A 20,077-nucleotide genomic window follows, 5' to 3' on the forward strand; every position below is an offset into this window, starting at 1 on the left:
GCGGGAGGAGCGGGACCGGAAGGCGGAGACGGAGGAGATCGACACCGGCTACACCGCCACCAGGACGGCCAGCAGGACGACTCCGGCCAGCAGGGCGCTGAGGTAGGTCTGCGCGTTGCCGGTCTGCGCGAGCCGGACGGCCCGGCCGAGCAGGTTGGCGCCGATCCCGCTGCCCTGCACGTAGCCCTCGACGACCTCGCGGTCGAGGAAGCGGACCAGCCGGGCGGCGGAGGCCACCGGGCGGACGAACAGCGCGTCGTACAGCCGGTCCACGCCGAAGCCGTGCCGGGCCGGGCCGAACAGCGGGCCCAGCAGGGTGCGGCCGGGGTCGGCGGTGATCACCTCGACGGCCGGGGCTCCGGCCTGCTCGGGCACCCGGCCGACCGGGGCGGGGGCCGGCCGGCCGGCCGCCAGCCGCCCGGTCGAGGAGCGCCAGGCTCCGTAGGCCGCGAGCACCCCGACCACGGCGAGCCCGGTGCCGGTCACCGCGGTGACGCCGGTGGGGCGCAGCGAGCCGCCATCCAGCAGTGCGGGCAGCCAGTCGGAGCGCAGCCCGGCGACCCCGAAGCCCATGGTCGGGACGGCCAGCACCCAGAGCGGCCAGCGCATCGCGGGCGGTTCGGCGGTGGCCGGGTCGGCCTCGTCCAGCTCGGGCGAGTACGGCGCGTCGGCCTCGTGGTCGGCCACCACGGTGGCCCGGTCGGCGGCGGGCAGCACCTCCGGAGCCGCCGTCGCGGCGCCGGTCGGGCTGTGGAAGGCGACCAGGAACAGGCGGGTCGCGTACGCGCCGGTGAGCAGCGCGGTGAGCGCGGCCGAGATCAGCACGATCCACCCGGCCGCCTCCGGCACCGCCGAGGCCGGCCCGAGCCCGTTGGTCAGCGCCTCTCCGTTGGCGGCGTGCTCGGCGGCGGTCAGCACCGCCTCTTTGCTGAAGAAGCCGGAGAACGGCGGCAGCCCGGCCAGGGCGACGAGCGCGATGCCCATCGTCCAGTAGGCGTCCGGCACCCGCTTGCGCAGCCCCGGGATCCGGGACATCGCGGACAGCGAGTTGGTGTGCGCGGCGTGGATCACCACACCGGCGGCCAGGAACAACAGCGCCTTGAACGCGCCGTGGCTGACCAGGTGGAACACCGAGGCTTCGCGGTCGCCGCTGGCCAGCGCGCCGGCCATGTAGCCGAGCTGGCCGACGGTGGAGTAGGCGAGCACGCGTTTCAGGTCGTCCTGGGCGAGGGCGCAGAGCGCCGAGCCGATCATCGTGACGGCGGCCATCACCGCGAGCACGGCCAGCGCCGCGCCCGACAGCAGGAACACCGGCAGGAGCCGGGCGACCAGGTAGATGCCGGCCGCGACCATGGTGGCGGCGTGGATCAGCGCGGAGACCGGCGTCGGACCGGCCATCGCGTCGGGGAGCCACGTGTGCAGCGGGAACTGCGCGCTCTTCCCGGCCACGCCGGCGAGCAGCAGCAAGGCGGTCAGCGTGGGGTGGCTGAGCCTGCCCTCCCCCGCGGCCGCCAGCACGTCCGGGACCCGGAAGCTGCCGGCGTCGGCGCCGAGCAGGAAGATCCCGAACAGGAAGGGCACGTCGCCGAGCTTGGTGACCAGGAAGGCCTTGAGCGAGGCCGAGCGGGCGTCCGCCGTCTCCCAGTGGTGGCCGATCAGGAAGTACGAGCAGACGCCCATGACCTCCCAGCCGACCAGCAGCACGATCAGGTCGCCCGAGTAGACCACCAGGAACATCGCCGCGGTGAACAGCGAGACCAGCGCCGCGTACGAGGGGTAGCGGGGGTCCGACTTCAGGTAGGCGGTCGAGTAGACCTGGACGCAGGTGGCGACCACGCCGACCAGTACGGAGATCAGCGAGCTGAAGCCGTCCAGGTGGAGGGCGAGCGCGATGTCCGGTCCGCCGGTGGGGGTGAGCCGGGTGGCGGCGTCCAGGGTCTGTCCGGTGCCGAGCTGGAGGCCGACGACCAGGGCGAGCACGGCCGAAACGGCGACCGGGACGATCGCCAGCGGTCGGGCCAGCCCGGGTGCCTTCTTGCCGACGGCCAGCGTCGCGGCGGCGCCCAGCGCGGGCAGCGCGGGGACGAGGGCGGGCAGGGCGAGGTTCATGCGGTGGCCCCGCCCTTCAGCGCCTCGGCTCCGTTCGGCGCCTCCTCGACGGGGAGCGTCTCGGCCGGGTCGCCGAGCGCGGTGGCCCGGTCGATGTCGGAGGTGCCCCGGGCGCGGAACAGCAGCAGGACGATGGCGAGCCCCAGTCCGATCTCGGCGGCGGCGACGGTGATGGTGAACAGGGTGAGCGCCTGCCCGGCGTGCAGCGAGTCGCGCAGCCAGGCGTCGAAGGCGACCAGGTTGAGGTTGACGGCGTTGAGCATCAGCTCGACGGACATCAGCACCAGGACGGCGTTGCGCCGGGCGAGCACGCCGTACACGCCGACGCTGAACAGCAGCGCGGCGAGGACGACGGGGTAGGCGAGGTGCATCAGCTCTCCTCCGACGCAGCGGACGCGGGCGGGGCAGCGGACGCGGACGGATCGGCGGCCTCCGGGGCGGCGGTGCGCGGCGCGGTCGCGGCGACCGTCCCGTTGGACCCGACCGGCCGTCCGGCGCGCACCCGGCCCGCCCGGGGCGCCGGCACCCGCCGCTTGGAGCCGCGCGACAGCACGATCGCGCCGACCAGCGCCGCCAGCAGCAGCACGGACAGCGCCTCGAAGGGCAGCACCCAGTGCCGGAACAGGCTGGCCCCGGTGACGGAGGCGGAGCCGCCGCCCTGGCCGAGGTCGATCCAGGAGGTCCGGAAGGCGTCGACGACCAGCGTCACCAGCGTCCCGGCCGAGGCCAACGCCACCACCAGGGCGACCCAGCGGTTCTTGGAGTCGGCGTCCGGCGAGCGCCCGATCGGCGCCTTGGTGAGCATCAGTCCGAACAGCACCAGGACGACTACCGAGCCCAGGTAGATCAGTACCTGCACCCAGGCGATGAACTCGGCCGTGAGCAGCAGGAACTCCACCGCCAGCCCGCCGAGCGCGACCACCAGCCAGAGCGCGGCGTGCACCAGCTGCCTGGTGGTCACGGCGACGACGGCCGAGCCGAGCACCGCGATGCCGACCAGCAGGAAGACGATCTCCTGACCGGTCGGGGACAGGAAGGAACGGGCGGCCGGCTCCAAGGAGCCGGTCGCCGCGAGGAGCGTGGCAGCGGCGGTCATGCCTCGTCACCCTCCTCCTCGGGCACCGCGGCGGCGGCAGCCGCGGCGGCCAGCTTGTCCGCGGCCTTGCGCGCGGTGGCGATCTCCTTCGGCTCCTCGGCCGCCGGGTCCAGGGCCGGCGGCGCCGGGACGGTCCACATCCACTCGCGGAGCTTGTCCCGCTCATGGGTCAGCTCGAGGATGTCCGTCTCCGCGTACTCGAACTCCGGAGACCAGAACAGCGCGTCGAAGGGGCACACCTCGATGCAGATCCCGCAGTACATGCAGAGCGAGAAGTCGATGGCGAAGCGGTCCAGCACGTTGCGGGTGCGGGCCCGGGCGTTCGGCTCGGCGGCCGGCAGCGTCTCCTTGTGGGAGTCGATGTAGATGCACCAGTCCGGGCACTCGCGCGCGCAGAGCATGCACACCGTGCAGTTCTCCTCCAGCAGCGCGATGACGCCGCGCGACCGCGGCGGCAGCACCGGCTGCACGTCGGGGTACTGCGCGGTGACGCTCTTCCTGGTCATCGTCCGCAGCGTCACGGCCAGCCCCTTGGCCAGGCCGACACCGGGAAAACTCATGAGATCGCCACCTTGATGATGCCGGTGAGGGCCAGCTGAACGAGCGCGAGTGGGATCAGGCCCACCCAGGCGAAGCGCATCAGCTGGTCCTCGCGCAGACGCGGGTAGGTGACCCGCAGCCAGATGACCACGAAGGCCAGCGCGAAGGTCTTGAGCAGCATCCAGAGCCAGCCGAGCTGGTCGGCCATCGGCCCGTGCCAGCCGCCCAGGAAGAGCACCGCCGTCAGCGCGGACACCACCAGGATGCCCACGTACTCGGACAGCAGGAACAGCGCGAAGCGCAGACCGGTGTACTCGGTGTACGCGCCGAAGATGATCTCCGAGTCGGCGACCGGCATGTCGAACGGCGGCCGCTGGAGCTCGGCCAGACCGGCCGTGAAGAAGACGAAGGCGCCGATGACCTGCCAGGGCAGCCAGTACCACTGCCAGGCGTCCAGGATCCCGGGCAGCGACAGCGTGCCGGCGGCCATCGCCACCGAGGCCGCCGCCAGCACCATCGGCAGCTCGTACGACATCAGCTGCGCGGCCGTGCGCAGGCCGCCGAGCAGCGAGAACTTGTTCGCCGAGGCCCACCCGGCCATCAGCTTGCCGATCACGCCGACGCCCATCACGGCGAGCACGAAGAACAGACCGGCGTCGATCGCCTGGCCGACGAAGCCGTTCGGGCCGACCGGGACGGCCAGCAGCACGAACAGGTACGGCAGCAGCGAGACGGCGGGCGCCAGCTGGAAGATCCGGCGGTCCGCCCCGGCCGGGACGATGTCCTCCTTCTGCGCGAACTTCACGCCGTCGGCGACGAGCTGCGCCCAGCCGTGGAAGCCGCCCGCGTACATCGGGCCGAGCCGGCCCTGCATGTGCGCCATGACCTTGTGCTCGGTCTGGCCGATGATCAGCGGGAAGAGCAGGAAGACGACGAGGGTGGCGACGCAGCGGAGCACCGTGTCGAGCAGGTTCACGTGCCGTCTCCGTCCTGGTCGGCCGCTCCGGCCGCGTTCCCGTCCTGCTGTCCGCCCGACTCGCCCGGCTGGTCCGGCTCGCCCCGCTCGTCCGGCTCTCCCGGCTGCTCGCCCGACGGCTTCTCGCCGTGGGCGGGCACCGGGTTGTGCCAGGGCGCGTCGGAGGAGCGGGGCCGGGCGGGGGCCTTGGGCCCGGCCGGGGACTCGGCGGGCTTCGCCGGCCCAGCGGGCTCAGCGGACGCGGCAGGCTCAGCGGGCTCAGCGGGCTCAGCGGACTCGTCGGCCGTCTGGCTGACCGACCCGTCGGACACCGAACGGGTCCGTCGCGGCCGGTCCGCCCGCACCGGCGGGGCGCCCTCGGCGGCCGGCGCAGCCGGAGCGGCCGGAGCGTCAGCGGCCGCCGGGGCTCCGGCACCCGCCTGGCTCGCCGAGCCCTCCGACACCGACCGCGTCCGTCGCGGCCGGTCCGCCCGCACGGCGGGCGCGCCCTCGGCACCGGCAGCAGCACCGGCAGCAGCACCCGCAGCAGCGGCACCGGCCGCACCAGCAGCACCGGCGGCGGCCGCCCGGGGCGCCCGCCCCGCCGCGCCCGCCGCCCGCGCACCGCGGGCCGGACGCTCGGCGACCGGCGGGAGGGTGCCCTTGAGCGGCCCCCACTCGTTCGGGTCCGGCACACCGGCCGGCTGCATCTTGCGCCGGGCCGGGCCGCCGCCGTGGTCGGACTCGCCGGGTTCCTTGGCGCCCGGCCAGTCCTTGGCGACCCGCGCCGCGAGCACGAACTCCTTGCGCAGCGGGTGGCCCTCGAAGCCGTCCGGCAGCAGCAGGGTGACCAGGTGGGGGTGCCCGGGGAAGTCGATCCCGAACATCTCGTGGGTCTCGCGCTCGTGCCACGCGGCGCCCGCGTACACCGTGACGGCGCTCGGCAGCGCGGCCCCGTCGCGCGGCACCCGGGTGCGCAGCGCGAGGTGGCGCACGCCGGGCGCCTCGGCGGCGGCCAGGTGCGCGACCACCGAGAAGCCGTCGGCGAGCTCGTCGACGGCGCTCAGCCAGTCGAAGAACGCCAGGCCAAGGACGTCCCGGGCGTTGGTGAGCGCCTCGATCCAGCGCTCGGCCGGAACGTCGACGGTGATCAGCCCGTACGCCTCGGCGCCGGTCGCCCACTCCCCGACCGACGCCGCGTACTGCTCGGCGGACGTCACGAGGCTCCTCCTTCCGGCGAACCCGGCCCCACGACCAGCGGACGCCGCAGCGCCGCCGGGGGCGGGGCATAGCGGCCGGGCAGGGACTCGGCGGCGATCTTCTCCTGCAGCTTGAGGATGCCCTGGAGCAGCGCCTCCGGCCGGGGCGGGCAGCCGGGCACGTAGACGTCGACGGGGATGATCTGGTCCACGCCCTTGGTCACCGAGTAGGAGTCCCAGTAGGGGCCGCCGGAGTTGGAGCAGGCGCCGAAGGAGATGACGTACTTCGGCTCGGGCATCTGCTCGTAGAGGCGCTTGACGGCGGGCGCCATCTTGTCGGTGACGGTGCCGGAGACGATCATCAGGTCCGCCTGACGGGGCCCGGGCGCGAACGGGATGACACCCATCCGGATGAAGTCGTGCTTGGCCATCGACGCGGCGATGAACTCGATCGCGCAGCAGGCGAGGCCGAAGTTGAAGCACCAGAGGCTGTAGCGGCGGCCCCAGTTCAGCACGACCTTGACCGGGTCGGGCGCGAGCCGCGCCAGTGGGCCGAGGCCGCGGCGCTCGACGGCGCCGGGCCGGGACGGGTCCGGCAGGCCGAGCGGGACGGGGCCGCCCTGGTCGCCGTGCGAGTGGGTGTGCGTCACGTCCATTCCAGAACGCCCTTCTTCCAGGCGTAGAGCAGCCCGACCGCGAGGAACCCGATGAAGAGGAACATCTCGATCAGCGTTCCGGCGCCGTACCCGGCACTGGCGAAGACCGTCGCCCACGGGAACAGGTAGATCGCGTCGACCGCGAAGATCACGTACAGGAAGGCGTACACGTAGTACCGGACCTGGGTGTGCGCCCAGTCCTCGCCCACCGGGTCCACGCCGCACTCGTAGGCGAGGAGTTTCTCGGGTGAGTAGACCACCGGCCGCAGCAGGCGGTTGGCGGTGAACGCCACGGTGACGAAGAGCACGCCGATGACGGCCAGCAGGCCCATCGCGGCGTACGCGTCGAAGTAGCCGCTGCCGACCGCCGGGTCGGCCGCGACGGCAGCCGCCTGCTGCCCCTCCATGCCTTCGCCTCCACCTCGGCCGTGAATCCGCCCCTCAAGACAGTTCTACGACTTTCCTCGCACGCGCTTAACCCTGGCCAATGCGTGAGTCTAAGGGGATTGCTCGGCTCGGTCCGAACCCCGCCCGCTCCGCAAGACGGCCGGTGGACACCCCGGTGCGTCACGGGAGCCGGGCAGGGGGTGGGGATAACCCCCGCCCGGGAAGACGTATCACCCCCATGGCACCGCCCGCCCCCCATTCGGGAAGCTTGGTCCGCCAGCACGACCGACAGGGACGGATGATCCGATGAAGCCGCTGCACCGCCGCGCCGTGGACGCCATCAAGGAGCAGGAGGCCCGGATGGAACGCCCGCCGCTGTACGGCGCACGGATGTGGCACCAGATCGGTCGGCTGATGCTCAACCTGCCGCTCGGCATCGCCGGCTTCGTCCTGGCGGTCACCACCCTCTCGGTCGGCCTGGGCCTGTCCGTCACGGTGGTCGGCCTGCCGCTGCTGGCCGGCGGGCTGGCCGTCTCCCGCGCCCTGGGCGGGCTGGGCCGGCGCCGGGCGCGGGCGGCGTACGGCTCGGCGATCGACGACCCGGAGCCGGTGCGGCCGCGCCGGCCGGGGACGAGCGGCTTCACCATCGCCCACCTCACCGACCTGCTGAGCTGGCGCTCGACGCTCTACAACGTGCTGATGCTGCCGTGGGGCATCCTCAGCTTCACGCTGTCCCTGGTGTCCGTCGTGGTGCTGTGGCCGGTGCTGCCCTGGGTGGTGCGCGCGCTGGTGGCGGTCGACCGGATCCTGATCGAGACGCTGCTCTTCCCGGGCGCCCTGGCGGAGCGGGTGCGCGAGCTGGAGGACGACCGCGGCACCGTGGTCGACACCGCCGCCGCGGACCTGCGCCGGATCGAGCGGGACCTGCACGACGGCGCCCAGGCCCGGCTGGTCGCGCTGGCGATGGACCTCGGCATGGCCAAGGAGCGGCTGCGCGAGGTGGAGTCCGAGGAGGACATGGCGGCCGCCGCCCGGATGGTCGACAACGCGCACGGCGAGGTGAAGCTGGCGCTGCAGGAGCTGCGCGACCTGGCCCGGGGCATCCACCCGGCGGTGCTCACCGACCGCGGCCTGGACGCGGCGCTGTCCGCGGTCGCGGCCCGCTGCACCGTCCCCGGCGGGGTCAGGGTGCACGTCGACCTGACCGGGCGGGGTGGGGAGCCCGAGCGCCCGGACTCCGCGGTCGAGGGCATCGCCTACTTCACGGTCAGCGAGCTGCTGACCAATGCCTCCAAGCACGCGGGTGCGCGCACCGCCTCGGTCGAGGTCTGGCGCTCGGACGACCAGCTGATGGTGCTGGTCCAGGACGACGGCAGGGGCGGCGCCGCCCCGTACCCGGGCAGCGGACTCGCCGGGCTGGCCGAGCGGATCCGAGCGGTGGACGGGGTGTTCCTGGTGGACAGCCCGGAGGGCGGACCGACCACCGTGACCGTCGAGCTGCCCTGGCGCACCCGCACCGCCCGCCGCTGACCGCCCCGGACGGGACGAAGCGCCGGGACCCCGTCGAGGCAGCGGACGGGGTCCCGGCGCCGGTCCGGCGCGGCGGCCGGCCCGCGGCACCCTTGCGCGGCGTGCGGGCCCGGCGGCGCGCCGGGGCTTCGGGGCTTCGGGGCTTCGGGGCTTCGGGGCTTCGGGGCTTCGGGGCTTCGGGCAGGCTGCGAGTTTCGCGGCTTCGGGCAGGCCGGGAGCTTCGGGCGGGCTAGGGGCTGGTCTCCAAGGTGCCGAGGGTGACATCGGCGGTCTTGGTGTTGCCGTCCCGGACGTAGGTGACGGTGACCTTGCTGCCCGGGGTGAGCGAGGCGAGCGCGGTGGTGAGCGCGTTCAGCGAGTCGACCGGGGTGTCGCCGATCTTCGTGATGACGTCGCCGGGCTGCAGGCCCGCGGCGGCGGCCGCACCGCCCGGGGTGACCGCCACGATCGCCGCGCCGGCCGGCTGGAACTGCTGGTTGAAGCTGGTCCGCGCGGTGATGCCGAGGGCGGCCCGGCCGGAGTTGGTGACCTTGCCCTGCTTGATCAGCTGGTCGGTGATGTTGGTGATGGTGGACGCCGGGATGGCGAAGCCGATGCCGGGGGCGGCCGCGCCGCCCGCCTGCGGCTCGGTCGCCGCGAGGGTGTTGATGCCGATCACCTGACTGTTCAGGTTGACCAGCGCGCCGCCGCTGTTGCCCGGGTTGATCGCGGCGGAGGTCTGCACCATGTTGCCGATGGTGGCGCCCGGCGAGCCGCCGCCCTGGGGTTCGGTGACGGTCCGCCCGGTCGCCGAGACGATGCCCTGGGTGACGCTGCTGGAGAGGCCGAGCGGGCTGCCCATGGCGAGGGTGATCTGACCGAGCTCGACCTTGCTCGAATCGCCGAAGGTGGCCGGTTTGAGGCCGCTCGGCGGGCTGCTGAGTTTGATCACCGCGAGGTCGGAGTCGGGGTAGCTGGCGACCAGGGAGGCGTCCAGCGCCTTGGTGCTGTTGGCGAGGGTGACGGTGAAGGTGCTCGCCGAGCCGACCACGTGGGCGTTGGTGACGATGTCGCCCTTGTCGTCGTAGACGATCCCGGAGCCGAGGCTCTCCCCGGTGGTGATCTGCACCACCGAGGGCAGCACGTTGGCGATCACCGTCTGGTACGCGTCCTGCAGCTGGTTCGCGCCGCCGGGCTGGGAGCTGGGGGCGGCGGAGGCGGGTGTGCTGGAGCCGGCGGAGGGGGAGGCGGCGGTGGAGGAGGACGAGGAGGTCGAGCTGCTGCACCCGACCAGTGCCAGTGCCGTCAGTGCCGCGACCGCGCCCGGCAGGAGCAGCCGCCGGTGAGCCGCCTTGGGCCCGGTCGGCCTCGGGCCGGCCGGCAGCGGGCGGTTGTGTTCCTTCTTGCGGCTCACCTGGCGGCCTCCGATTCGTCACCACGCCGAGGGCGCGGGCATGAGAGCACGGAAATCTTTGTCAGCATTCCACCGATTTGTCCGGATTGTCGGCTGGACTCGCCCGAGAAGGCCGACCGAATGCGAACGCCTAGGATTGCCGCATGACTTGGTTGATCACCGGCGGAGCCGGATACATCGGCGGGCACGTCGTCCGTCAGCTGCTCGACGCCGGCGAGCGCGTCGCCGTCCTGGACGACCTCAGCACCGGCGACGCCTCCCGGCTGCCGGCCGGTGTCCCGCTGATCGAGGGCTCCACCCTGGACCGCACGGTGCTGGACGCCGCGATCCGCGAGCACGGCATCGAGGGCATCCTGCACTTCGCCGCCAAGAAGCAGGTCGGCGAGTCGGTCGAGCAGCCGTTCCGCTACTACCGCGAGAACGTGATCGGCCTGCAGACGGTCCTGGAGGCCGCGGTCGAGGGCGGCGTGAAGCGCTTCCTGTTCTCCTCCTCCGCCGCCGTCTACGGCATGCCGGACGTGGACCTGGTCACCGAGTCGACCCCCTGCGCCCCGATGAGCCCGTACGGCGAGACCAAGCTGGCCGGCGAGTGGCTGGTCGCCGCCGTGGGCAAGGCCCACGGGATGTCTACCGTGGCCCTGCGCTACTTCAACGTGGCCGGCGCCGCCTCCCCGGAGCTCTCCGACGCCGGGGTGTTCAACCTGGTCCCGATGGTGTTCGAGCGGCTCACCGCCGGCCGGGCACCGCTGGTCTTCGGCGACGACTACCAGACCCCGGACGGCACCTGCGTCCGCGACTTCATCCACGTCTCCGACATCGCCTCGGCCCACGTGGCGGCCGCCAAGCGGCTGGCCGCCGACCCGGCCGGCGAGACCTCGCTGGTGCTCAACATCGGCCGCGGCGAGGGCGTCAGCGTCAAGGAGATGATCGAGGTGATCGGCAAGGTCACCGGGTACGACACCACCCCCGAGACGGCGCCGCGCCGCCCCGGCGACCCGGCCCGGGTGGTGGCCTCCGCCGAGCTGATCCGGCGCGAGCTGGGCTGGAGCGCCGTCCACGACGTGGCGGACATGGTCTCCTCCGCCTGGGAGGGCTGGTGCAGCCGCCACCCCGAGGCCCGCAAGGCCCAGGCCTGAGCCTGGACCACCGGCACGGCGGTGTCCGCCCCGCTCAGCGGGCGGGCACCGCCGTGCCGTAGTAGGCGTCCAGCGCGTACACGCAGCGGTCCTTGGAGCCGACGAAGACCCGCCCGCCGACCGCCACCGGGGAGCCGGTGAGCTCGCCCTTGGTGCCGAGCTCCCAGCGCAGCTGACCGGTCGCCAGGTCCAGGGTGTGCAGGGAGTGGTCCCGGCTGCCCAGGTGCACCAGGCCGTCGGCCACCGCCGGCGAGCCGACGATCTCGCCGCGCGCGGTGTAGCGCCAGCGCTCCCGGCCGCCCGCCGCCTCGAAGGCGTACAGCACCTCGCCGCTGCCCAGCAGCACCATGCCGTCCCCGACCACCACCGGCTCGGCGCCCTGCCGGCTGCCGGTGACGCCGCGCCAGCGGTCCAGGCCGGTGGCCGCGTCCAGCGCGTAGACCGTGCCGAGGTAGTCGGCCACGTAGACCGCGTCGGCGTCCAGCGTCGGCGGGGTGAACAGCACCACCGGGGCCTCGAAGCGCCAGCGCTCGGCCCCGCTGGCCGCGTCCAGCGCGTACACCCGGGTCCCGGCCGTCACGTACAGGACGCCGCCGCGCTCGACCGGGTGCGAGGGCACGTCCTCGCCGACCGGGAACGACCACCGCAGGCCCGTGCCGCGCGGGTCCACGCAGCGCAGCCGCCCGGCGCCGTAGTAGTAGGCGGCGCCCGCCACCAGGACCGGGCCGGACTGCGGGTTCTCGTAGTCCTGCTGGGCGTCGTCCGCGCGCCACAGCTCGGCGCCGGTGGCGGCCGCGCGCAGCTGGACGCCGCCGCCCCGGACGCCGCAGCAGAGCACGCCGTCGGCGGCGGAGAGCGAGTAGACCCAGCCGTCCAGCGAGGTGCGCCAGCGTTCGGTGCCGTCCGCGACGTCCACGGTGTACAGGTGCGGGCCGTCGGCGGCGTGCACCCGGCCGGCGTCCACCGCGAGCGCCCAGGCGACGTCCCGGGTCTTGTAGCGGCGCTCGCCTGAGGCGATGTCCAGCGCGTGCACCTCGAAACTGGAGACGAAGAGCGTGCCGTCGGCGACCACCGGGGTGCCCCAGACGTCGTTGGACATCCGGAAGCGCCAGGGGCGCCAGCGTGCGGCCGGGGCCGGGGCCGGGTTGGGCACCCCGGTGGTCGTCGCCGTCCGGCGGACCCAGTCGGTCTCGGCCGGGGCGGTGGACGGGCCGGGCTGCTCGTGCTCGGCCCGCGGCCCCGGGCCTATCCGTACCGAGGCGCCGGACAGCTGGACTTCGACCGCGCCCCCGCCGGTGGGCGCCCGGTGCTTGTTCTTGGAGGCGATCTTCGCGGTCGGGATCTCGCCGTCCGAGGCCTGCCCGGGGCGCGGGGCGCTGTGCACCGGACCGGCCGGCGGTGCCTGCACCCCGCCGGGACGGTGGTTCGGGTCGCCCGGCCCGGGGAGCTGCGGCGGGATCGACGGGTGCGGCGACGGCTGCGGCGGCGGGGCCTGCGGCTGCGGCGGCTGGGGCTCGACCGGACCGGAGTACGGGCGGGGCGGCGGCGCGCTCGGGCGGCGGCCGCGCCTGCGCTCGATCAGCTCCAACGCGTTGGCGGGCAGCCAGTCCCCGGCCTCGCCGGAGGCGTCGTCCCGGGAGAACAGGTGCGGGGCCAGCTCGGCCTGGATCTGCGCCGGGGTCGGCCGGCGCTCGGGCGCCTGCTGCATGCAGGCGCGGACGAGGTCCATCAGCTCGGGCGGCATGCCGGTCAGGTCCGGCTCCTCGCGCAGCAGCTGGAACACCGTCTCGACCGGGTTGGAGCCGCGGTACGGCGGGTGCCCGGTGGCGCAGAAGACCATCAGCGAGCCGAGCGAGAAGACGTCGCTGGCGCCCCGGACGGTCCGGCTGTCCCGGGCCTGCTCGGGGGACATGTAGGCCGGGGTGCCGACCGCGACGTTGGTCATGGTGAGCCGGGTGCTGGAGACCCCGGAGGCGATGCCGAAGTCGATCACCTTCGGGCCGTCCTCGACCACCAGGACGTTGGAGGGCTTGAGGTCGCGGTGGATCAGCCCGGCGCCGTGGATGGACTGCAGCGCCTCGGCGATGCCCGCGACCAGCCAGCGGGTGGCGTCCACCGGCAGCGGGCCGCATTCCTCGACCAGGTCCTCCAGCGAGGGCGCCGGGATGTAGGCGGTGGCGAGCCAGGGCACCCGGGCGTCCGCGTCGGCGTCCACCACGGCCGCGGTGTAGAAACCGCCGACCGTCTTGGCGGCCGCGATCTCCCGCGCGAAGCGGACCCGGAACAGCTCGTCCTCGGCCAGCTCCCCCCGGACGGTCTTGATGGCCACCCGGCGCCCGGACGCTGAGCGCGCCAGGTAGACCAGCCCCATCCCACCCGCGCCGAGTCGCCCCAGCACCTCGAAGGGCCCGATCCGCCTCGGATCGTGCGCCGTCAGCTGGTCCACTCCGCTGCCACCTCCCCGTTTCCGCACCCGCCGCGTGGTGCCGGTGCCGATTCTCCAATGCCGCCCGGCGCATCTCCAACCTCCCCCGCTCGGAGCGGCCCGCAGGGCGGGGCCCGGTCAGCGACGACGGAACGGCCGGATTCTGACGCCCGCTCCGGCCGGGACTTGCGCTCGCGGGCCCGGACCGTCCATTTCCGCTCCGGACGAATGGTCACGCTCTGTCATCCGATCGTCCCTCAGCGGACTCGCCGTCACGCTATGAGGTCATAAGCACACGGGGGGGCTACAACAGCACCTCGGAGCACCGTGAATATCCGTCCGAAGTGGTTCCTGCCGCTATAGCAACCCCCGTGCGGAGTAATAGTCGCATCACCGAATCGCGCCAAGATCGTGCCACGGTAAGCTGACGGCATGACAGGACAAGTTCGCACCGTCGACGGTCGCGTCGCCGGGCGACGCGGACAGGAGACGCGGCAGAAGCTGCTCGACTGCCTCCGCGAGATGCTCAGCACGTCGCCCTATCGGGACGTCAAGGTCATCGACGTCGCCCGTATGGCGGGTACCTCCCCCGCGACCTTCTACCAGTACTTCCCGGATGTCGAGGGCGCAGTCCTCGAAATCGCCGAGGAAATGGCCAAGGACGCCGACACCCTCAAAGAGCTGGTGGCCGGAAAGTCCTGGGCAGGGAAGTCCGGACCGACCACTTCGGAAGAACTGGTCGACGGATTCCTCGCCTTCTGGCGCAAGAACGACGCCATTCTCCGAGTGGTCACGCTCGGTGCCGCGGAAGGGGACAAGCGGTTCTTCAAGATCCGCATGACCGTCCTCAACGCGGTCGCCAAGCCACTCGCGGAAGCCGTCAAGGATCTCCAGGCGAAGGGTCAGGCCGACAAGGCGCTCGATCCGAACGCCGTTTCCGGGGCCCTGGTCTCCCTGCTCGCCTCGGCGGCGGAACACCAGAAGGCCTTCACCTCCTGGGGCGTCAAGGTCAAGGACCTCAAGCCCAACCTCGCTCCCTTGGTGTACCTGGGCGTCACCGGCAAGAAGGCGCCCAAGTAGGACCATCCGTTCGATCCACCATCCGCTCCGCGCGCAGCCCCGGCCTCCTGTCCGGGGTACGACGGACGGCGGCCGTGTCCTCGGGGGAGGTCCGCCGACGTACCGCACGCGCGCCAGACATGCCGGTGGGCGGGCACCCCTCACACAGGGTGCCCGCCCACCGGCATGACTGCTGTTCGCCCGCTCGCCTCCGGGGCGCTCGGACCCGGTGCCTACGGTCGGCGCTCCGGCGCTCGTACCTCGTTTGTCGCGTCTCCCTTTCGGCACCGGCGCGCCCTTCGGCTCGGGGCGGTTGTGCCCCTCGGGGCGGTCATGCGCCCGGAGACGAGCGCCCGGAGACGAGCGGGCGGATCACGGGCAGCGGACGACCTGGCCGGCGTAGGCGAGGCCGCCGCCGAAGCCGAAGAGCAGCACCGGATCGCCCGGGGAGAGCTCGCCGCGCTCGACCAGCTTGGAGAAGGCGAGCGGGATGGAGGCGGCCGAGGTGTTGCCGGAGTCGATCACGTCCCGGGCCACCACGGCGTCACCGAGGCCCAGCTTCGCGGCGATCGCGTCGATGATCCGCAGGTTGGCCTGGTGCGGGATGAAGCCCTTGAGCTCGGAGGGGTCGATCCCGGCCCGCTCGCAGGCCTGCCGGGCGAGCGGGGCGAGCTGGGTGGTGGCCCAGCGGAACACCGACTGGCCCTGCTGGCTGATCACCGGGTCCCACCCGGTGATCACCACGGCGTCGCCCTTCTCCGGCTCGGTGCCCCAGACCACCGGCCCGATGCCGGGCTCGGCGCCCTCCGCCTGGGCCTCGACCACCGCGGCGCCCGCCCCGTCGCCGAAGATCACGCAGGTGGAGCGGTCGGTCCAGTCGAGGGTGTCGGACATCCGCTCGGCGCCGATCACCAGCGCGCGGCGGGCCGCACCGGCCCGGATCGCGTGGTCGGCGGTGGCGAGCGCGTAGGAGAAGCCCGAGCAGACCGTGTTGATGTCGTACGCGGCGGGCGAGCGCACGCCCAGCCGGGCGGCCACGGCGGCGGCGGTGTGGGGGCTGCGCTCGACGGCGGTGCAGGTGGCCACCACGACCAGGTCGATGTCGTCGGCCGTCCGGCCACTGTGGGCGAGCGCCTTCTGCGCGGCCTCGGTGGCGAGGTCGACGAGGGTCTCGCCCTCGGCGATATGCCGGGTGCGGATGCCCACCCGGGTGCGGATCCACTGGTCGTCGGTGTCGACGAGCACCGCCAGGTCGTCGTTGCTGAGGACCTTGGGGGGCTGGTAGTGGCCGAGTGCCACAATGCGTGAACCGCTCATACTGCCATGGAACCCGGTTACTGGTTGGTCAGCCGGGCATGACCGGCTACAGGATCCGCCCCGGCGATCTGTAGGAGATCGACAAGCGGCCCGCCCCCCGTACACCGAGGTCAGGCGGCCAGGGTGGTGGCGTCGCCCATGACGATGACCGGGTGGGCGGCCGGATCGAGGGTCCGGATGAGCTGGGCCATCTTGTCCTCGGGGATCGACACGCAGCCGTGGGTGGGGCCGTCGTGGTCCACGTGGAGCCAGATGCCGCCGCCCTTCTTGGCGCCCATCGGGCGGCGCGGGTCCAGCGGGGAGTTGCCGGGGACCCGGTTGTAGTTGATCGCGACCACGTAGTCGAAGGAGCCGGCCAGCTGGTCACCGAAGAAGCCGGTGCCGGAGACGACGAAACTCGGGTCCTTGTCGTACGGGAGCTTGCTGCCCGGGTCGGCGTTGTGACCGCCCGCGTCGGTGAGCGAGAAGACGCCGATCGGGCTGCGCAGGTCGCCCTCGTTGTGGTCGGTGGTCCAGCCGTTCTTGCCGTTGTGGCCGTTCCAGGTCTCGCCGGCCAGCCAGCGGCCCTCGGGGGTGCGGGTCCACAGGACGACGGTGTTCTTGTCGGTGTTCTTGTCGGCGCCCGAGGCGACCAGGACCTGGGTGGTCTCGGCGGGGATCTTCGCCGTGAAGGCGGCGCCGAGGCCGGGTATCGCGGCCAGCGAGGCGTCCGGGCGGGCCTCGCCGCGGCCGGCGGCCTGGGGCGCGGACTGCCGGTCGGTGGCGGCCTGGACGGCGGCGGGGGCGGCCCCGGGCTGGTCCGGCTTGCTGACGCCCTCGGGGCCGGGGCCGTCGGCGGCCGCGATGCCGGGCTTGGCCTCGTCCTGGCCGACGGTGTACCAGCCGGCGGCGGCCGCGACCAGCAGGGCGGTGCCGGCCATCACGGCCTTGCCGTGACGTTTCTGCTTGGCCTTGCGCCTCCGGCCCCGCGCGGCGGCCCGGCCACCGGGCACGGGGGCCGCGGCCGGGATGACGGACGCGAGGGGGGCGGGCTGCTCGTGGGCGGGCTGCTCGTAGCCGGACGCGAGCGATGCGGGCTCGTCGTATGCCGGCTCCTCGTGGACCGGCTGCCCGTACGCCGACTGCCCGTGCTGCTCGTACTGGTCGTGCTGCTCGTACGACGGCTGCTCGTACGTCGGCCGTCCGTACTCCGGCTGCCCGTACTCCGGCTGCCCGTGGAACGGCTCCTGGTACACCGTCTCCGGCTCGGCGGCGTACGGCTGGAACGGCTCGTCGTACGCGGCGAAGTACCCGTCAGCGGTCTGCGGGGCGTGCTGGTCCCGCGGGTACTCGCCGTGGTGGTCCTGCGGGGCGGGCTGCCGGTACGGCTCGTACGCGCGGTACGGCGCCTCCTGCGACTGCGGCGGCACCCCGCCGTACACCGGCTCCTGCATCGGCTCGTACGGCGGGTACTCGGTGGCGCGATGAGAACCGGACATGCCGTCGATCCTGCCAAACGCCGTACCCGTTGGTAAACCCGGCCCCGGTGCGGGGGCCGTGAAGACGCCGCCGCCCGGGCCGCGGGTGCGGTCCGGGCGGCGCGTGTTCGCAGGTCAGAGACGCATCGTCTGCGGGGTCTCGCGGCGCGTCAGGTCCGGGCCGTCGTACTCGCGGATGACCTGGTAGCGGGTGTTGCGCTCCACCGGGCGAAAGCCGGCGTCGCGGATCAGGCCGAGCAGGTCCTCGCGGCCCAGCTTGTTCGGGGTGCCGAAGTTGTCCGCGTCATGGGTGATCTTGTACTCGACCACCGAGCCGTCCATGTCGTCCGCGCCGTGGCTGAGCGCCAGCTGCGCGGTGGTCACTCCGTGCATCACCCAGAAGACCTTGACGTGCGGCACGTTGTCGAAGAGCAGCCGGGAGACCGCGAAGGTCTTCAGCGCCTCCGCTCCGGTGGCCATCTCGGTACGGGCCATCAGCTTGTTGCGCACGACGCCGTCCTTGGAGTCGTGGAAGTCGTGCTGGTAGCGCAGCGGGATGAAGACCTGGAAGCCGCCGGTCTCGTCCTGCAGCTCGCGCAGCCGCAGCACGTGGTCCACCCGGTGGCGGGGTTCCTCGATGTGGCCGTACAGCATGGTGCAGGGCGTCTTGAGGCCCTTGGCGTGCGCGAGGCGGTGGATCCGCGACCAGTCCTCCCAGTGGGTGTCGTGGTCGACGATGTGCCGGCGGACCTCCCAGTCGAAGATCTCCGCGCCACCGCCGGTCAGCGACTCCAGGCCGGCGTCGATCAGCTCGTCCAGGATCTCGTCGGCGGACAGGCCGCTGATCTTCTCGAACCAGTGGATCTCGGTGGCGGTGAAGGCCTTCAGCGAGACGTTCGGCAGGGCCGCCTTCAGCTCCCGCAGCGAGCGCGGGTAGTAGCGCCAGGGCAGGGTCGGGTGCAGGCCGTTGACGATGTGCAGCTCGGTGAGGGACTCGCTCTCCATCGCCTTGGCGAGGCGGACGGCCTCCTCGATGCGCATCGTGTAGGCGTCCTTCTCGCCCGGCTTGCGCTGGAACGAGCAGTACGCGCAGGACGCGCTGCACACGTTGGTCATGTTGAGGTGGCGGTTGACGTTGAAGTGGACGACGTCGCCGTTCTTCTTCGTCCGCACGTGGTGGGCCAGTCCGCCCAGCCAGGCCAGGTCGTCGCTCTCGTAGAGCGCGATCCCGTCCTCGCGGGTCAGCCGCTCACCCGCGTAGACCTTCGCCTCCAGCTCGCGCTTGAGCCCTGCGTCCATGCGGTGACCCGCCTCCTCCGACATTCGAATCCTTGCCGGAATGAGCCTACGCCTATGCCGACAGCAGCTCTGCGAGCAGTGCGGGGTCGATGTTGCCACCGCTGACCACGGCCGCGACCGTCTGGCCGCCGGTCTCGGCGGCGCGGTGGAAGTACGCGGCCGGGGCGACCGCGCCGGAGGGCTCGGCGACCAGCCGGCCACGGCGGGCCAGCACGGCGACGGTGGCGCGGATCTCGTCCTCGGTGACGGTGACGATGTCGTCCACGTAGGCGGTGAGGTGCTCGTACGGCAGCACGCCGACCGCGGGGGTGCGCAGCCCGTCCGCGATGGTCCGGTAGGTGTCGGCGACCGGCCACTCCACCCGGCGCCCGGACCGCAGGCTGGCCTGCGCGTCGGCGGCCAGCTCCGGTTCGACGCCGATCACCCGGATGCCCGGGCGGGTGAGCTTGAGTGCGGCCGCCGTCCCGCCGATCAGGCCGCCGCCGCTGACCGGCACCAGGACGGTGTCCAGCTCGGCCGGGGCGTCCTCGGCGATCTCCAGGCCGACCGTGCCCTGGCCCGCGAGGATGAACGGGTCGTCGTACGGGGGCACCCAGACATAGCCGTGCCGCTCGGCCAGTTCGCCGGGCAGGGTGTCCCGCTCGCCGGGCGGCACCACGATCACCTCGGCGCCGTACGAGCGGGTCGCCTCCACCTTCACCGCGGGCGAGGTGTCCGGCATCACGATCACGGCCTTGATGCCGAGCAGCCCGGCCGCGTACGCCACCGCCTGCGCGTGGTTGCCGCTGGACTGGGCGACCACGCCGCGGGAGCGTTCCTCCGCGGTGAGCGCGGCCAGCCGGTTGTAGGCGCCGCGGGTCTTGAAGGCCCCGGTCGGCTGGAGGTTCTCGGGCTTGAGCCAGAGCCGCCGCTCCCCCTCGGCCGCCCACGGGGCGGGGACCAGCGGGGTGCGCACGGCCACCCCCGCGATCCGCTGCCGGGCCGCGCGCAGCTCCTCCAGACCGACCAGTGCCATGTACGTCACTCTCCTACGGGAGGAAGCTCACTCACCCGATTTTCCCACTTGGTGGAGAGTACGACGGTGGTGCGGGTCCGGGCCACGCCTTTCGTGCCCGAGATCCGCTTGACCACCGATTCCAGGCCGGCCACGTCGGCCACCCTGACCTTGAGCATGTAGGAGTCGTCGCCGGCGATGAACCAGCAGTCCTCGACCTCGTTGAGGTCCTTCAGCCGGAACGCGACGTCCTCGTGGTCGGCCGCGTCGGTCAGCTGAAGGCCGATCAGGGCCGTGACGCCGAAGCCGAGCGAGGCCGGGTTGACCGTCGCGCGGTAGCCGGTGATCACCCCGGCCTGCTCCAGGCGGTTGATCCGGTCCGTGACGCTCGGGCCGGAGAGTCCGACCAACCGGCCCAGCTCGGCGTAGGACGCACGGCCGTTCTCCCGGAGCGCCTGGATGAGCTGTCTGTCCACCGTGTCCATATACCGTCCGCGTCCTTCCGAACCTCACCAGACCCACAGA

General features: G+C 72.9%; 18 protein-coding genes. 3 read left to right on the top strand and 15 right to left on the bottom strand.

Going from position 1 to position 20,077, the window contains the following annotated elements; all coding sequences use genetic code 11:
• Nucleotides 1–48: 48 nt before the first annotated feature.
• The 8 genes from ACZ4WV_RS04320 to ACZ4WV_RS04355 are packed head-to-tail and all read right to left on the bottom strand — an operon-like array spanning nucleotide 49 to nucleotide 6,962.
• A complete protein-coding gene (locus tag ACZ4WV_RS04320) occupies nucleotides 49–2,109 on the bottom strand; it encodes an NADH-quinone oxidoreductase subunit 5 family protein (RefSeq protein ID WP_465742580.1) in 2,061 nt (686 codons plus the stop codon).
• Entirely contained in the window at nucleotides 2,106–2,480 is a 375-nt protein-coding gene (gene nuoK, locus ACZ4WV_RS04325) for an NADH-quinone oxidoreductase subunit NuoK (RefSeq protein WP_465742582.1), read from the bottom strand. The genes ACZ4WV_RS04320 and nuoK overlap by 4 nt, the downstream gene beginning before the upstream one ends.
• Nucleotides 2,480–3,205 (bottom strand): NADH-quinone oxidoreductase subunit J family protein, encoded by a 726-nt coding sequence (locus tag ACZ4WV_RS04330; RefSeq protein WP_465742584.1) that lies wholly within the window; start codon nucleotides 3,203–3,205, stop codon nucleotides 2,480–2,482. The genes nuoK and ACZ4WV_RS04330 overlap by 1 nt, the downstream gene beginning before the upstream one ends.
• Nucleotides 3,202–3,765: a NuoI/complex I 23 kDa subunit family protein gene (locus ACZ4WV_RS04335; protein WP_465742586.1), complete on the bottom strand. Its 564-nt coding sequence runs from the start codon at nucleotides 3,763–3,765 to the stop codon at nucleotides 3,202–3,204. The genes ACZ4WV_RS04330 and ACZ4WV_RS04335 overlap by 4 nt, the downstream gene beginning before the upstream one ends.
• On the bottom strand, nucleotides 3,762–4,721 hold the full coding sequence (nuoH, locus tag ACZ4WV_RS04340; RefSeq protein WP_465742588.1) for an NADH-quinone oxidoreductase subunit NuoH: 960 nt from the start codon (nucleotides 4,719–4,721) through the stop codon (nucleotides 3,762–3,764). Before nuoH ends, ACZ4WV_RS04335 begins: the two co-directional genes overlap by 4 nt.
• A complete protein-coding gene (locus ACZ4WV_RS04345; RefSeq protein WP_465742590.1) occupies nucleotides 4,718–5,920 on the bottom strand; it encodes an NADH-quinone oxidoreductase subunit C in 1,203 nt (400 codons plus the stop codon). The genes nuoH and ACZ4WV_RS04345 overlap by 4 nt, the downstream gene beginning before the upstream one ends.
• Complete coding sequence (locus tag ACZ4WV_RS04350; RefSeq protein ID WP_465742592.1) at nucleotides 5,917–6,555, bottom strand: NADH-quinone oxidoreductase subunit B; 639 nt, start codon at nucleotides 6,553–6,555, stop codon at nucleotides 5,917–5,919. The genes ACZ4WV_RS04345 and ACZ4WV_RS04350 overlap by 4 nt, the downstream gene beginning before the upstream one ends.
• Nucleotides 6,546–6,962, bottom strand: coding sequence for an NADH-quinone oxidoreductase subunit A (locus tag ACZ4WV_RS04355; RefSeq protein ID WP_465742594.1), 417 nt, complete (start codon nucleotides 6,960–6,962; stop codon nucleotides 6,546–6,548). Before ACZ4WV_RS04355 ends, ACZ4WV_RS04350 begins: the two co-directional genes overlap by 10 nt.
• Before the next feature lie 286 nt (nucleotides 6,963–7,248).
• Here ACZ4WV_RS04355 and ACZ4WV_RS04360 point away from each other — a divergent pair, with 286 nt between their 5' ends.
• Complete coding sequence (locus ACZ4WV_RS04360) at nucleotides 7,249–8,472, top strand: sensor histidine kinase (protein ID WP_465742596.1); 1,224 nt, start codon at nucleotides 7,249–7,251, stop codon at nucleotides 8,470–8,472.
• Between the two features lie 229 nt (nucleotides 8,473–8,701).
• Here ACZ4WV_RS04360 and ACZ4WV_RS04365 read toward each other — a convergent pair whose 3' ends face one another.
• Complete coding sequence (locus ACZ4WV_RS04365; protein ID WP_465742691.1) at nucleotides 8,702–9,787, bottom strand: S1C family serine protease; 1,086 nt, start codon at nucleotides 9,785–9,787, stop codon at nucleotides 8,702–8,704.
• Nucleotides 9,788–10,008: 221 nt separating this feature from the next.
• Between ACZ4WV_RS04365 and galE the strand changes: the two genes are divergently transcribed.
• A complete protein-coding gene (gene galE / locus ACZ4WV_RS04370; protein ID WP_465742598.1) occupies nucleotides 10,009–11,001 on the top strand; it encodes a UDP-glucose 4-epimerase GalE in 993 nt (330 codons plus the stop codon).
• A gap of 34 nt (nucleotides 11,002–11,035) precedes the next feature.
• On the opposite strand, the gene ACZ4WV_RS04375 is transcribed toward galE, so the two are convergent.
• On the bottom strand, nucleotides 11,036–13,447 hold the full coding sequence (locus tag ACZ4WV_RS04375; protein WP_465742599.1) for a serine/threonine-protein kinase: 2,412 nt from the start codon (nucleotides 13,445–13,447) through the stop codon (nucleotides 11,036–11,038).
• A gap of 411 nt (nucleotides 13,448–13,858) precedes the next feature.
• Here ACZ4WV_RS04375 and ACZ4WV_RS04380 point away from each other — a divergent pair, with 411 nt between their 5' ends.
• Nucleotides 13,859–14,506: a TetR family transcriptional regulator gene (locus ACZ4WV_RS04380; RefSeq protein WP_350748046.1), complete on the top strand. Its 648-nt coding sequence runs from the start codon at nucleotides 13,859–13,861 to the stop codon at nucleotides 14,504–14,506.
• 351 nt (nucleotides 14,507–14,857) lie between these two features.
• On the opposite strand, the gene ACZ4WV_RS04385 is transcribed toward ACZ4WV_RS04380, so the two are convergent.
• From ACZ4WV_RS04385 to ACZ4WV_RS04405, 5 genes are all read right to left on the bottom strand, one after another.
• The gene (locus ACZ4WV_RS04385; RefSeq protein WP_465742601.1) at nucleotides 14,858–15,802 is read right to left on the bottom strand and encodes a beta-ketoacyl-ACP synthase III; all 945 of its coding nucleotides are present in this window, start codon (nucleotides 15,800–15,802) and stop codon (nucleotides 14,858–14,860) included.
• Between the two features lie 110 nt (nucleotides 15,803–15,912).
• A complete protein-coding gene (locus ACZ4WV_RS04390; RefSeq protein ID WP_465742603.1) occupies nucleotides 15,913–17,280 on the bottom strand; it encodes a L,D-transpeptidase family protein in 1,368 nt (455 codons plus the stop codon).
• 114 nt (nucleotides 17,281–17,394) lie between these two features.
• The gene (gene mqnE, locus ACZ4WV_RS04395) at nucleotides 17,395–18,558 is read right to left on the bottom strand and encodes an aminofutalosine synthase MqnE (protein ID WP_465742605.1); all 1,164 of its coding nucleotides are present in this window, start codon (nucleotides 18,556–18,558) and stop codon (nucleotides 17,395–17,397) included.
• A 52-nt stretch (nucleotides 18,559–18,610) separates the two neighbouring features.
• Nucleotides 18,611–19,573 carry a threonine ammonia-lyase gene (locus ACZ4WV_RS04400; protein WP_465742607.1) on the bottom strand — a complete coding sequence of 321 codons (963 nt, stop codon included), beginning with the start codon at nucleotides 19,571–19,573 and terminating at the stop codon, nucleotides 18,611–18,613.
• Between the two features lie 5 nt (nucleotides 19,574–19,578).
• Complete coding sequence (locus tag ACZ4WV_RS04405) at nucleotides 19,579–20,037, bottom strand: Lrp/AsnC family transcriptional regulator (RefSeq protein WP_030055719.1); 459 nt, start codon at nucleotides 20,035–20,037, stop codon at nucleotides 19,579–19,581.
• Nucleotides 20,038–20,077 lie beyond the last annotated feature (40 nt).

The sequence above is a fragment of the Kitasatospora sp. NPDC029312 genome (genome assembly GCF_055569215.1).